Origin of the sequence: Brasilonema bromeliae SPC951, assembly GCF_012912135.1 — a bacterium.
GTDB classification, from domain to species: Bacteria; Cyanobacteriota; Cyanobacteriia; order Cyanobacteriales; family Nostocaceae; genus Brasilonema; species Brasilonema bromeliae.
This window is the reverse complement of sequence record NZ_QMEB01000046.1, coordinates 1-13,134: the sequence shown is the minus strand read 5'-3', so window position 1 is coordinate 13,134 and position 13,134 is coordinate 1. Positions and strand designations below refer to the sequence as shown.

Here is a 13,134-nt window from a genome sequence, read left to right as displayed (position 1 = left end):
CTATTTATTCAGATGAAGTCGGGAATCTTGTTGATCACCATATATTAAGAAAAAATAATAAAAACTAAATTAAAAGAACGTCAATTAATTTGATGCAGATAAAGTTGTCAAAACTGGCAAAAAAGAAGGATGATTTGGATTACGTCTAGAAAAATAAAAACCGTCAAAAAACGACTCCACGCTTGAAACAGTTATCAGTTATCAGTTACCAGTTATCAGTTATCAGGTAGGAAACGGACTCGTCCACCCCTTGTTCACTGTTCACTGTTCACTGTTCACTGTTGAAAGGATGATTCCCAGACCAAGTCTGCCCACTGGGAAGCAAATTTTGACGGCAAAACAGAAAAACTAAGAGAGTGCCTAGAGTTTTATGAATATCAGCAGCGTAAACACCGCAGTGCAAGTACTGGGTGAGAAATTACCTTTTCCACTCAAGCGCTTGGCTTCTTTGGCTTATAACTATTGGTGGAGTTGGACGAGCGATCGCGTCGCGCTGTTCCAAACCATCGATCCTCAAGGATGGGAACGCTGCGGGCATAATCCTGTGGAAATGTTACACTCAGCGACATACGAACGTCTTACCCAGCTTGCTGAAGACCCGTATTATCTCAAGCAAATAGGGTCACTCGTGCGCGAGTTTGACGAATACATGAGCACAAAAGACACTTGGGTGAGTCGGGTTGCACCACAAATTACCCAAGAACATCCCATTGCTTACTTTTGTGCTGAATTTGGCATACATGAATCTTTGCCTGTCTACTCTGGTGGTTTAGGCATTCTTGCAGGTGACCACCTAAAATCAGCATCAGATTTGGGAGTCCCAATGGTTGGTGTCGGCTTGTTGTATCGCCAAGGTTACTTCCGACAACGGTTGAATCGCGGCGGTTGGCAAGAAGATTACTACGTTGACAACCCCTTCTCCCAAATGCCTATGGAGTTAATGAGAAATTGGCACGGGGAACCAATCACGATACAGTTGCAAGTTCGCCAACGAATGGTGAGAGTGCAAATTTGGCGAGTGCAAGTGGGGCGAGTGAGTCTTTACTTATTGGATAGCGATCGCCAGGATAATGATCCCATAGACCGCTGGCTAACTGGACACCTTTACGGTGGTAACCAGGAAACTCGCATTGCCCAAGAAGTCGTCTTGGGAATTGGTGGTGTCAAGGCGTTAACAGCCTTGGGGATACAACCTTCTGTCCATCACCTCAACGAAGGTCATGCTGCATTCTCCACTTTAGAAGTTGCACGCCAAGAAATTGAGCGCACTGGCAAATCCTTCTACGACATCGAAGCCGATGTGCGAAATCGTTGTGTATTCACCACCCACACACCCGTTCCCGCAGGTCATGATGTCTTCTCACCTGACTTGATAGACTCCTTCTTTGCCCATTACTGGACTCAGCTACGCCTATCCCGCCAGCAATTCTTGGCATTAGGCGCACGGCGACTGGGCGACCCTTGGGAACCCTTTGGCATGACGGTTTTAGCACTACGGATGTGTCGTGCAGCCAATGGCGTCAGTGAATTGCACGGTCATGTTTCTCGTAAAATGTGGACAATTTTGTATCCACAACGTTCTGAAGACAAAGTCCCAATCGGTTACATTACTAATGGCGTCCATGCGCCCACTTGGACTGCTCCCTTAATGGCAGAGTTGTACGCTCAATACTTAGGCGAAGACTGGAAAACTCGTGTCATTGACCCAAAGACGTGGGAGAAAGTTGACAATATTCCAAATGAGGAACTCTGGTGGCGACACTTAGTCTTAAAAGAAAGACTGATTGCCTACACTCGGTATAAAGTGAAAAAAGCACGGGAACAACGCGGTGAAGAATACCAAAAAATTCAAGTGGCAGAAACACTGCTTGATCCCAAAGTGCTGACTATCGGATTTGCCAGACGCTTTAGCCCATATAAGCGCGGTCATCTGCTTTTGCGTGACGCCGAACGGGCAATGAGAATTTTTGGCAATGCACAACGTCCCGTACAAATTATCTTTGCAGGTAAAGCTCACCCAGCTGATGAAGAAGGCAAACGGATTATTCAACGCTTAATGGAATGGTGTCAGCATTCCGCAATTCAGCATCGAGTTGCCTTTATTGAAGACTATGATATTTACGTTGGTCAAAAACTTGTCCAAGGTGTTGATGTCTGGTTAAATAACCCTCGTCGCCCCTTAGAAGCCTCTGGTACCAGTGGACAAAAAGTCTGCTTTAACGGTGGAATTAATTGCAGCGTTCTAGATGGCTGGTGGTGCGAAGGATACAAAACAGATGCAAATGGTCAAGGGATAAATGGATGGGCAATTGGTGAAGATGCTCACACCAGTGATCAAGATTTACAAGATAGTATAGATGCGGAATCTCTTTATAAACTCTTGGAAGAGCAAATAGTGCCCTTGTACTACGACCAAGATGCTAACGGCACTCCTCAGCGCTGGGTGCAAATGATGAAGGCATCAATCAAGACAAATGCACCATTGTTCAACACAGATAGGATGATTGCTGACTACGTTTCACAGGTATACGTCCCAGAAATTGCCACTCGTGTTGGACCGATTTTAGCAAAGGTTCTAGTGTAAGGAATTTTAAGTTTCTTGGTTCAGCTTTTGGGCAGGTTTTAAACCTGCCTTTTTTTATTTTATTGCCAGTATAAATAAATGTCCGTATCAGTTTCGGCAAGAATTTTTAAAGAATTTTTAAAGAATATAGGAATCCGGTTTGTTCCTTTGAAAATCCATTGGTTCAGATTCGGAGACTTCTCGCGAGGAGTCGGGAATGTTGTTGTTCATGAATTGATTTGGGATTGCTATATTTGGATAATATAGCGCTTCTCGTTTGGATGAAGTAATTATCTATCTGTCTGAAATCCATAAACACCTTCTGAACCAACATAACTCTGAAAAATTAGACTATTAGGCAAATTTTCATCTATCCAACTTCTATATTTATATGGATCTACACCAGCTAGTTGTAGACATAATAAATTAGGCCATATTCTAGAGATTTTTAGCTTGCCATCTTCTCGATAGAATTGCTGTAACTCTGCTGCTCGTTCTGGATTATTTTCTGCCAATACTGAAAATAGTTTGCCACCAAAAGCATTTTCTATTTCTTGTAAAAACATTAATGCGTAACTTGTAACTCCCCCTACGCGCGTGAGATTTCTTTGCACATAATAAACTCCTGTTTGCAGCATTCTCTCCTCCCAGTCTTCAATCGATTGAATACCTATAGGAGGTGCAAAAGGATTTTCTGGAGAACTATGTTTTGCTATCCAGCCACTAACAAATGCTAGAGTTTTTTTGGTCGCTCCAGTTCCCACAGTGCCACAATTACCACTAGCGTGTATTAATAAAGTTTCACCTTCTAATATTTTTAAAGCTTTCGAACCAACACGATAGATAAAACAATCAAGAATAGCATTGCCAGAAGTCAAAAAAGTTTTTTCAAACTCTGTATTATAAGGAAACAGTTTAGGTGAACCAGTTGTGCCTGAAGTTTGAATCCAATGAGTAGGTGGTTCCGGATAAAGTACATTGGTTTCACCTGCAACAATCCGCTCAATATACGGTTTTAAATCGCTGTAATGCTGAATAGGGGTTTGAGCTTGGAATTGTTCAATAGTTTTAATATCAGCGTAGCCTCTTTCTTTACCTACAGCAGTGTCTTTGAGTTTATTTAATAGAGAAAACAGAAAGTTTTCTTGACTGATGAAAATATTATTATATTCTTTGAACCAAGTTTCCATTTCACTTTTAATTTGTTCGTACATAATAGCACCTGGCAATTGATGTCTTCACGAAGTTTACTAACTATAATTTTACCTTACCTGCACTACCTCCTGCTGTTTTTTAGTTCCGTCGAACTCACGTTAACTTTAATAAAGTAAGAAAATCACTGTAGGCAGAACCATGCAATCGTTAAAGTCAAAACCTTTTATTTATTGGGTGTAAATGAAATCAACTTATGCACTGATTTGATAAGGGCGTTGTGTTGGCACTAGCAGAGGGTCTGTCGGTGCTGGTGACCCTTAAACAGTCTCAAAATCAGCGGACACTCCAGACTACCTTTAGTTCAGTGCTAAAAAGTGACAAAACCACTACAGCCACAACCATGCAACGGTTAAACTCAAAACCCGTTATCTATATTATTAAGTGCAAATAAAATCAACTTATGCACTTACTTTGATACAGCACAAATGTAAAGAAATCGCAATTTTTTGACAGAAGGCTTGCAAAATTAACCTACTTTTGGTATATAAGCCCTCTGCCAAACAGATATCTTACTTGAGTGTTAAAAACTTATCCAAAGCTGTGACCATACTAGGGGGCCATCGCCGAACATTCGCCACCCAGTCGATATCCTTGTAACGCCCATCCAGTCCGACTGCTGACACCCAGTTACTCTCCGCCTCACCTTGTTTTCCCTGTACCCAGTAGGCTGCAGTAATAGCAGCACGCACATCAGCAAAGTTAGGATATTTACGGAGAATGTTCCGCATTTCCCGAATCGCTTCGTCTACTTTACCAGTTTCATAAAGGGCAAGGACATAGTTCGCACGGGCAAAAGCAAAATTCGGGGCAATTTCAGTGGATTTTTTATAGTCGGCGATCGCCTCCTCCCACTTCCTCAAACCAGCATAGGCATTCCCCCGATTGTTATATGCCATTGCATCTTTGGGATCAAGCTCTAGAACATGATTATAATCTGCGATCGCCTCATCCCATTTTCCCAGACCTTCCAACGCCGTACCACGATTCAAGTAGGGATCAGTCACATTCGGAGCTAATTCTACCGCCTTATTATAATCTGCGAGTGCTTCTTGCAACTTATTTTGACTAACCCTAGAATTTCCTCGGTTACTCCAAGCCGCTGGATTATCGGGAAATTGCTCAAGAATTTGCGTCCAGTACCGTTCCGCTGTCCCAAAATCACCTTTATTAGTAGCAGCAATTGCCTTATTCGCTAACTCCTCACCTTGCTGTAACTGTTCTGGAGTGAAATTGAGGGATTTCGTTTCTGCCATGACAACCTCACCCCACCCAAACACCAGCAACAGACTTAGAAAAATAACAATTAGTCTCATCATCTGCGTTTATCTGCGTCCATCAGCGGTTCCAAATTCATAGGACTTACGCACTCGTGAAAAATAAAGCTTTGCGTTCGCGTATGCGCTTTGCGCACGCCCAGAGGGCTAACGCGCAGCGTGCGCCTTTGGCGCTCAGCGTGCCCGTAAGCGCAAGCGCACGCCAAGGGCGAACGCGCAGCGTGTCCGTAAGGACTTAGGGCTTATGCTTCCCTTCGGTCGCAATGACAACAATTGCCTTATTTTTGCGTAACTCCTAATCCAAAATTAATCATGACGAGAACTGACTCAACCTGCAAGCCTTCATCCAAGTTTTCTGGAACTTGGAAACAAGAACATAAATTCTCCAATCCCCAAAATCAAATCACGGCAACAAAGATAACTGTTCATTTGGAGGTTTAAAACCCAAATGCTTGTAAGCTGTGGGTGTCGCTACTCTACCACGAGTCGTCCGGCTTAAATACCCAATCTGCATCAGATATGGTTCATACACTTCCTCAATCGTTTGTGTATCCTCACCCGTTGCTGCAGCGATTGTTTCCAATCCCACCGGGCCACCATTAAACTGTTCAATAATCACACTCAACATCCGACGATCTGTCCAATCTAAACCGCATGGATCGACTTGAAATAGTTGCAATGCTTCTGCTGCAACCTGTTCATTCACTTCTTTAAATGATTTTACTTCCGCATAATCACGGACTCTTTTTAGTAATCTATTAGCAATACGTGGTGTTCCTCGGGAACGACGGGCAACTTCTGCAGCACCATCTTCAGTGATATTCGTTTGGAGTAATTGAGCGCTGCGTAGGACAATTTTACTCAGTTCATCGACTTCATAAAATCTGAGTTTTTGAATTAAGCCAAAGCGATCGCGCAACGGTGAACTCAGCGCCCCAGCACGAGTTGTTGCCCCCACCAAAGTAAACTTTGATAGTGGTAAGCTGCGAGTCTTAGTGCTGGAACCTTTACCAATAGTAATATCTAAGCGATAATCCTCCATCGCTGGGTATAAAATTTCTTCGCTCATCCGCGACAAACGATGAATTTCATCAATAAATAAAACATCTCCTGGCTTAAGATTCACCAATAGCCCGACAATATCTCTAGGACGTTCTAAAGCTGGTGCACTCGTAATTTTGCAATTTACTCCCATCTCAGATGCCAGTATCATAGCCATTGTGGTTTTCCCCAATCCTGGAGGACCATACAACAGTAAGTGATCTAGCACCTCACCCCGAGACTTGGCTGCTTTTATGGCAATATCTAGCACGTCCTTTAAATCTTTCTGCCCGATATAGTCAGCAAACCGTTGTGGGCGTATACTTTCTTCTTGCTTACCTTCATCAACCGCTGCTTCAGGTTGCAAAAGATTCTCTTTAGGAGGCGCTTTCGCCACCTCACGACGCTGCTTTGGTTCTTTGTTGGGTTCTTGGGGCTGTTTTTTCGAGGAGATAATCGCCATAATTGCTGCTATTGACTTTTGGTATACGACTTTTGTGTTGGGAGTGTAAAACTGTAGGGTGTAGAGAGAACAAAGCGTGCAGTTGACTCGCTGAGTGTTTATTATGCAAAAATTTTTCACCACCTACAGCTTCTATTTTCCCCTATATCCCGATTTCTCAAAAACCGCTACTCACATGCGAAAATATTGTTTCTGTAATATTTCGCTAAGTTAAAATTTCAATTCCAGATAGTCATCACAGGAGTGTAAAACTACTCATGCTAGCTAAAAGAATCTTACCGTGCCTGGATGTTAAGGCGGGACGAGTTGTCAAAGGAGTTAACTTTGTAAATTTGAGGGATGCAGGCGATCCAGTCGAACTCGCAAAGGTTTACAACGATGCAGGCGCAGATGAGTTAGTGTTTCTAGATATTACAGCCACTCATGAAGACCGCGACACTATTATCGACGTAGTGTACCGAACTGCAGAACAGGTCTTTATTCCCCTCACTGTCGGTGGTGGGATCCAATCCTTAGAAAATGTTAAAAATCTTTTACGAGCTGGAGCAGACAAGGTTAGTATTAATTCTACGGCGGTACGCGACCCAGATTTTATTAATCGGGCTAGTGACCGTTTTGGAAATCAATGTATAGTCGTTGCGATTGATGCCAGACGACGACTAGACCCCAATCACCCTGGTTGGGATGTTTATGTGCGAGGTGGTAGAGAAAATACTGGCATTGATGCCCTGTTTTGGGCGCAAGAAGTCGAAAAACGCGGTGCAGGAGAACTGCTAGTAACAAGTATGGATGCCGATGGAACTCAAGCTGGTTATGACATAGAGTTGACTCGGGCGATCGCTCAATCTGTACAAATTCCGGTCGTTGCATCAGGCGGTGCAGGCAATTGTGAACATATCTATACCGCACTCACAGAAGCTCAAGCAGAAGCAGCCTTACTTGCCTCACTTTTACATTACGGACAGTTAAGCGTAGCTGAAGTGAAAACTTATCTGCGCGATCGCCAAGTTCCTGTCAGAATGTAATCCCAAGTTGCAACTCTTTGTCAATCAACCCAAGGAGTAGTTCAACACAATTTTTGGAAACAGTGTTAATATAAGTTAACAATAATTAATAATTTTAAGAGATATGTTGATACCAATTTTAGTATTTGATGTAGCGCTGGTAGCCTGGTCGCTGCATTTAATGGAAAGAGCATATGAAAGCAAAGAATTTTCTCTGATGTTAGCTGGTACACTCGTTGCCATAGCAGCTGCGGCGATGTTAGTGGTTTACTTCCTGATGGGGCATTGTATAAGCTACTTGCTGCAAGTCTCTTAAGTTAGTCATTGCCATCGGCTAGTACAGCATGGCGGAAATAAAGCTACCATTTGAAGGAGGTAAAAAGCTGACAACATAAGCATTCTTTCTTTTGACTTTTGACTTTTGACTTTTGCCTTGTTGTACTAGTGGCTTATGGCACTTATTAACAATTAACGAGCAGTGGGATTGACAAATAGCAGATTCTTAAAGTAAAATTGCAAATGCGTTATCGCAACTAATGCCTTTCATTTTGAACTTTGCTTCGACTGCGCTCAGCAACCATCAACTTTGTTAGCGTAGCGGAACGCAGTCCATTTTGAATTGTAAAAGTGCGGGGTTATAGCTCAGTTGGTAGAGCACCTCAATGGCATTGAGGGGGTCAGCGGTTCGAATCCGCTTAGCTCCATATATAAATTAAAGAATTCTTGTCATTTTGAAAGGATTAATGTCTTGACATTCTCCCCACTCTGCCTGATGGCTGAGGGTCACGTCCACAATATAAGAAATACGGTGTGGAACAAAATGGATATAGGTTTGTAACTCATTGGAGTTTAGACTAATTTTACCTATCAAACCGCCAAATCCTTATCCAGACAGGCATTGATGATTTCTAGGCTGGTTTTTCATTCAGAAGTCTAAAATGTTTGCCAAACAAGGGTTGTAGCCGAATAAATCGAATTTAGTCTAAACTCCAGTAACTCACTGCGCCAACAAAAACGGGAGATACTCCTATGACAGCACTTACATTAAACCTCAACTCTGTCATTAAACTGACTAGAGAGCAGTTTTATCAACTGTGTGAAGAAAACTCCGATTTAAAATTAGAACGAAATGCCCAGGGAGAATTAATTATAATGCCACCTACGGGAGGAGAAACAGGAAAAAGTAATTCTACTATTAACGCTCAAATATGGTTCTGGAACGACCAAAATCAATTGGGCGAAGTTTTTGATTCATCAACTGGATTTACTTTACCAAATGGTGCTGACCGTTCTCCTGATGTTTCTTGGGTGGAAAAATCTCGTTGGGATGCTTTGACTAAAGAACAAAAAGAAAAATTTATTCCTCTGTGTCCTGATTTTGTCATCGAGATACTTTCACCTAATGACAGCTTGAAAAAAACTCAGAATAAGATGCAAGAGTATATGGAAAATGGTTGTCGCTTGGGTTGGTTGATAAACAGAAAAAAACAGGAAGTAGAAATTTATCGTCCCAAACAAGATGTGGAAATTTTAAAATTACCTCAAACTCTTTCAGGGGAGAATGTCTTACCTGGTTTTATACTCAATCTGCAAAAAATTTGGGGATAATATCATTGCTAGACCCGAAGGAAAAACACCAATTGCTGATGTCAATTGGCGGTTTCAATGGTTATGGTTGTATGCTTTTGTACATCCTAAAACCGGGGAAACTTATTGAAAGATGAGAAAAGCGAACAGACTATGATTACTAAAGAAGAAATTACCATCAAAGTGCCGTCTGAGGTAGCAGAGGCATACCGCAATGCCTCTGAAGAAGAGCGTGAACAATTGCAACTCAAAATTGCGGTAATTATGCAGTCTCAATTTACTACTGATAGACAAGAGGCGATTGCCCGTCTGAGAAACACGATGGATAAAGCTAGCCTTGAAGCACAAGAGCGAGGATTAACGCCTGAAATCTTAGAATCGATTTTGAATGATGACGAATAAACAACGGTTTGTTTTTGATACTAACGTATTGATTAGCGCATTTTTGTTTAGTCAAAGCAAGCCACGTCAGGCATTGGATAAAGCTCAAGATATTGGTGTTATCATATTCTCCAGTTCTGTCTTCTCAGAGTTAAGAGAGGTTTTATATCGTCCTAAATTTGATAGATATCTCACCGAGGAAAGGCGGCAAGAATTGCTAGAGGATTTAACTCAAACCGCTCAGTTTATTGATGTGACTGAACAGATTTCGGAATGCCGAGATCCAAAAGATAACAAGTATCTGGAATTGGCACTGAGTGGTCAAGCAGAGTGTATTGTTACCGGAGATGATGATTTACTAGTGCTAAACTCATTTCGGGGCATTAAGATTCTGACTGTTCAAGAATTTTTGGCGAGGAACTAGTACCGCTATTAGTTATCAGTTCACTGTTCACTGCGATGCACTGAGCTTGTCGAAGTGTTCACTGCGATGCACTGAGCTTGTCGAAGTGTTCACTGTTATAAGACTGGCGATTATCGCGTAAGAATTGCAAATTTTCACGGATAGTGATTGTCTTGGGATGATTGACTCCTAAGCTGCGTTCATCAATTTCCAAAGCTTTGATGTAGAGTGGTTCAGCATCAGTGTACCGTCCTTGGGATTTGTAGAGTGATGCCAAGTTGTTGTAACTGGTGGCGACAGAGGGATGCTCTTCTCCCTGCAGGCGTTGCCTTAGTTCCAAAGCTTTGATGTAGAGTGGTTCTGCATCGCTGTACCGTCCTTGGGATTCGTAGAGTCCCGCCAAGTTGTTGTAACTTTGAGCCATATCGGGATGCTCATCTCCTAGCAGGCGTTGCCTTAGTTCCAAAGCTTTGATGTAGAGTGGCTCTGCATCGCTGTACCGTCCTTGGTCACGGTAGAGGAAAGCCAAGTTGTTGTAACTGTTGGCGAGTGAGGGATGCTCTTCTCCTAGCAGGCGTCGCCTTAGTTCCAATGCTTTGAGAAAAAGTGGTTCTGCTTCGGTGTACCGTCCTTGGTCAGAGTAGATTAGAGCCAGGTTGTTGTAACGGGTGGTGACATCGGGATGCTCATCTCCCAGCAGGCGTCGCGTTAGTTCCAATGCTTTGACGTGCAGTGGTTCTGCTTCGGTGTACCGTCCTTGGGAACGGTAGAGTAGAGCCAAGTTGTTGTAACTTTGAGCGATATCGGGATGTTCTTCTCCTAGCAGGCGTTGCCTTAGTTCCAATGCTTTGACGTGCAGTGGTTCTGCTTCGGTGTACCGTCCTTGGTAACAGTAGAGTACTGCCAGGTTATTGTAACTTTGAGCGATATCGGGATGCGCTTCTCCTAGGAAGCGTCGCATTAGTTCCAATGCTTTGATATAAAGTGGTTCTGCGTCGGTGTACCGTCCTTGGGAATTGTAAAGTCCAGCCAGGTTGTTGTAACTGGTGGCGAGATCAGGATGCTCTTCTCCTAGCAGGCGTTGCCTTAGTTCCAATGCTTTGATGTAGAGTGGTTCTGCTTCAGTGTACCGTCCTTGGGAATTGTAAAGTCCAGCCAAGTTGTTGTAACTGGTGGCGAGATCAGGATGCTCTTCTCCTGGCAAGCGTTGGTATAGTTCCAATGCTTTGATAAAAAGTGGTTCCGCTTCGGCGTACCGTCCTTGGTCAGAGTAGAGTAGAGCCAGATTGTTGTAACTGGCAGCGATCAAGGGATGCTCTTCTCCTAGGTAGGGTTGCAACAGTTCCAATGCTTTGATCTGCAGTGGTTCTGCTTCGGTGTACCGTCCTTGGTAACAGTAGAGATTAGCCAGGTTGTTGTAACTGGGGGCGAGTGAGGGATGCTCTTGTCCCAGCAGACGTTGCGTTAGTTCCAATGCTTTGAGAAGAAGTGGTTCTGCTTCGGTGTACCGTCCTTGGGAACAGTAGAGATTAGCCAGGTTGTGGAAACTGGTGGCGACATCGGGATGCTCTTCTCCCAAACGGGATTGGACGACTGATACACATTGCTCTAACCACGGTTTCGCCAGTGCATACAAACCCTGTCCTTGATAAAACAAACCCAAGCCAAGAAAAGCCGAAATTAAATTTTCATCACTGACTGCATCAGTCAGATTTTGTGCCACTTCTGCTAAATGTGGAATAGCATCTTTGACTGACTTGATTCTCTCCTGAGTTGGCGATTGGGGAATTTTTTTAGCAATTGCGATAAAAGTTTCTGCAAAAGCGCGTTTCATAGGACTTACGCACGCGCTACGAAAAAAAGGGGGTTGAGATTGCTTCGCTTCGCTCGCAATGACAGTTTGTTCAGATGCTGCTTGCTTGACTTTCAAAAACTCCCGAATTAAGGGATGAATTTTGTAGGAATCATCGAAATCTCCACTTTTATCTTCCACCCATTGAATCAAATGGCGCGAGTAAAGTTGCTCAAGCGCTGTTTCAACTTCACTTGCATCCCAATTCAGCCTCCCAGTTGCAGACTCTACCCAAACACACGCAAAGATATCCGGTGCAAATAAACTTAATAACTCACCGACACACTGTGTCGTCGGATCGAGTTCATCCCAACTTAACTCAAATGCAGCCAAAACGCCAAGCTGTGCTGTACTCAAGGTTTGTTGCAATTGCTTTTGATGGCGGTTTATCGCTTCATCTTGGAGTCGCTGCTGTTTCAACCGCTCCAACATCTTAGCTAAAGTCCAATGAGGAGGTTTTTTAGCCAAATACCGCCCCACCAATTCCAAACCCAAAGGTAGATATCCCAGCCATTCACACAAGAGTTTCGCTGTTTCCTCTTCCTTTTGCACCCGTCTTTCACCCACTAGCTTTGTCAACAATTGCAAAGCTTCTTCTTCTGACAGCACATCCAGAGATATCTCCTCAATATTAGAATCTAGATTTCGCAACCGTGTTGTCATCAACACGCGGAAGCGATGAGCCGTTGGCAGGAACTCTCGACAACTCCCCAAATCTGTAATATCATCCAATACCACCAACGCTAATCCTTCTGGTGGTTGCCAATTCTGCCAACACCAGTGTACCTGTTCGTTAAGACTCAACAGCTTTCCTCGGAAATCCTGCTGCGGTACTTCCAGATTCATGTAAGCTTGGGCAAACTGGATAATTTCTGCAGCCAGATTCGATTCTCTGGCATTTAACCAGCAAATTCCACCAGGGTAATCAGCTTGATGTTGACGTGCATATTGCGTTGCGAGTTCAGTTTTGCCAACACCACCCATACCAGAAACAGCAGAAATTGCGACTGCGCCTGGTTGCTGCAACAATTCTTGCAGTAGGGAAAGTTCATGCTGTCTGCCAACAAAATTGGCAGAACCTTGAAACACAACATTATTTGGGGGATTTAACTTTGCCCGTTCCCGTTCGGACGACTGCAGTCAAAAAGTCCCACCGATTATAGTATTTCCTTGAAAGACGTTTTTAATTTCCTCAGCTAACTTAGTGTTATTTATAACAGTTGCTGGTTGAGAATTGATGTTAGTTTCTACTAGCTCTTGAACCTTTGAAGCAATTTTTGGATCAGTTTTGGCTGCTGCTACCAATTCCTGCACAGCTTGATTGACTTCAGGATTAGCTTTAGCTGCTGAT

10 protein-coding genes, 1 tRNA gene and 1 pseudogene are annotated in these 13,134 nt (G+C 43.2%); 7 read left to right on the top strand and 5 right to left on the bottom strand.

Features of this window, described 5'->3' with window-relative positions:
• Nucleotides 1–370 precede the first annotated feature (370 nt).
• Nucleotides 371–2,584, top strand: a complete 2,214-nt coding sequence (gene glgP / locus DP116_RS08350; protein WP_169154747.1) for an alpha-glucan family phosphorylase — start codon at nt 371–373, stop codon at nt 2,582–2,584.
• Between the two features lie 269 nt (nt 2,585–2,853).
• Here glgP and DP116_RS08345 read toward each other — a convergent pair whose 3' ends face one another.
• The 3 genes from DP116_RS08345 to ruvB form a co-directional block, all read right to left on the bottom strand.
• Entirely contained in the window at nt 2,854–3,792 is a 939-nt protein-coding gene (locus DP116_RS08345) for a GH3 family acyl-acid amido synthetase (RefSeq protein ID WP_211173160.1), read from the bottom strand.
• A gap of 495 nt (nt 3,793–4,287) precedes the next feature.
• Entirely contained in the window at nt 4,288–5,094 is an 807-nt protein-coding gene (locus tag DP116_RS08340) for a tetratricopeptide repeat protein (protein ID WP_169154745.1), read from the bottom strand.
• Nucleotides 5,095–5,455: 361 nt separating this feature from the next.
• On the bottom strand, nt 5,456–6,556 hold the full coding sequence (gene ruvB, locus DP116_RS08335; protein ID WP_169154744.1) for a Holliday junction branch migration DNA helicase RuvB: 1,101 nt from the start codon (nt 6,554–6,556) through the stop codon (nt 5,456–5,458).
• A gap of 257 nt (nt 6,557–6,813) precedes the next feature.
• On the opposite strand from ruvB, the gene hisF reads away from it, so the two are divergent.
• From hisF to DP116_RS08305, 6 genes are all read left to right on the top strand, one after another.
• Nucleotides 6,814–7,581: an imidazole glycerol phosphate synthase subunit HisF gene (hisF, locus tag DP116_RS08330; RefSeq protein WP_169154743.1), complete on the top strand. Its 768-nt coding sequence runs from the start codon at nt 6,814–6,816 to the stop codon at nt 7,579–7,581.
• Between the two features lie 103 nt (nt 7,582–7,684).
• A complete protein-coding gene (locus tag DP116_RS08325; RefSeq protein ID WP_169154742.1) occupies nt 7,685–7,876 on the top strand; it encodes a hypothetical protein in 192 nt (63 codons plus the stop codon).
• Between the two features lie 315 nt (nt 7,877–8,191).
• Nucleotides 8,192–8,264 (top strand) — tRNA-Ala (locus DP116_RS08320).
• A 325-nt stretch (nt 8,265–8,589) separates the two neighbouring features.
• Nucleotides 8,590–9,168: a Uma2 family endonuclease gene (locus tag DP116_RS08315; protein WP_169154741.1), complete on the top strand. Its 579-nt coding sequence runs from the start codon at nt 8,590–8,592 to the stop codon at nt 9,166–9,168.
• A gap of 132 nt (nt 9,169–9,300) precedes the next feature.
• On the top strand, nt 9,301–9,549 hold the full coding sequence (locus DP116_RS08310) for a hypothetical protein (protein ID WP_246275535.1): 249 nt from the start codon (nt 9,301–9,303) through the stop codon (nt 9,547–9,549).
• The gene (locus tag DP116_RS08305; protein WP_246275534.1) at nt 9,536–9,952 is read left to right on the top strand and encodes a putative toxin-antitoxin system toxin component, PIN family; all 417 of its coding nucleotides are present in this window, start codon (nt 9,536–9,538) and stop codon (nt 9,950–9,952) included. The genes DP116_RS08310 and DP116_RS08305 overlap by 14 nt, the downstream gene beginning before the upstream one ends.
• A 58-nt stretch (nt 9,953–10,010) precedes the next feature.
• Here the strand turns inward: DP116_RS08305 and DP116_RS08300 are convergent, their stop codons facing one another.
• Entirely contained in the window at nt 10,011–12,872 is a 2,862-nt protein-coding gene (locus tag DP116_RS08300; RefSeq protein ID WP_339381653.1) for a tetratricopeptide repeat protein, read from the bottom strand.
• Between the two features lie 51 nt (nt 12,873–12,923).
• Nucleotides 12,924–13,134, bottom strand: a pseudogene (locus DP116_RS08295) (hypothetical protein); the annotation flags it as partial.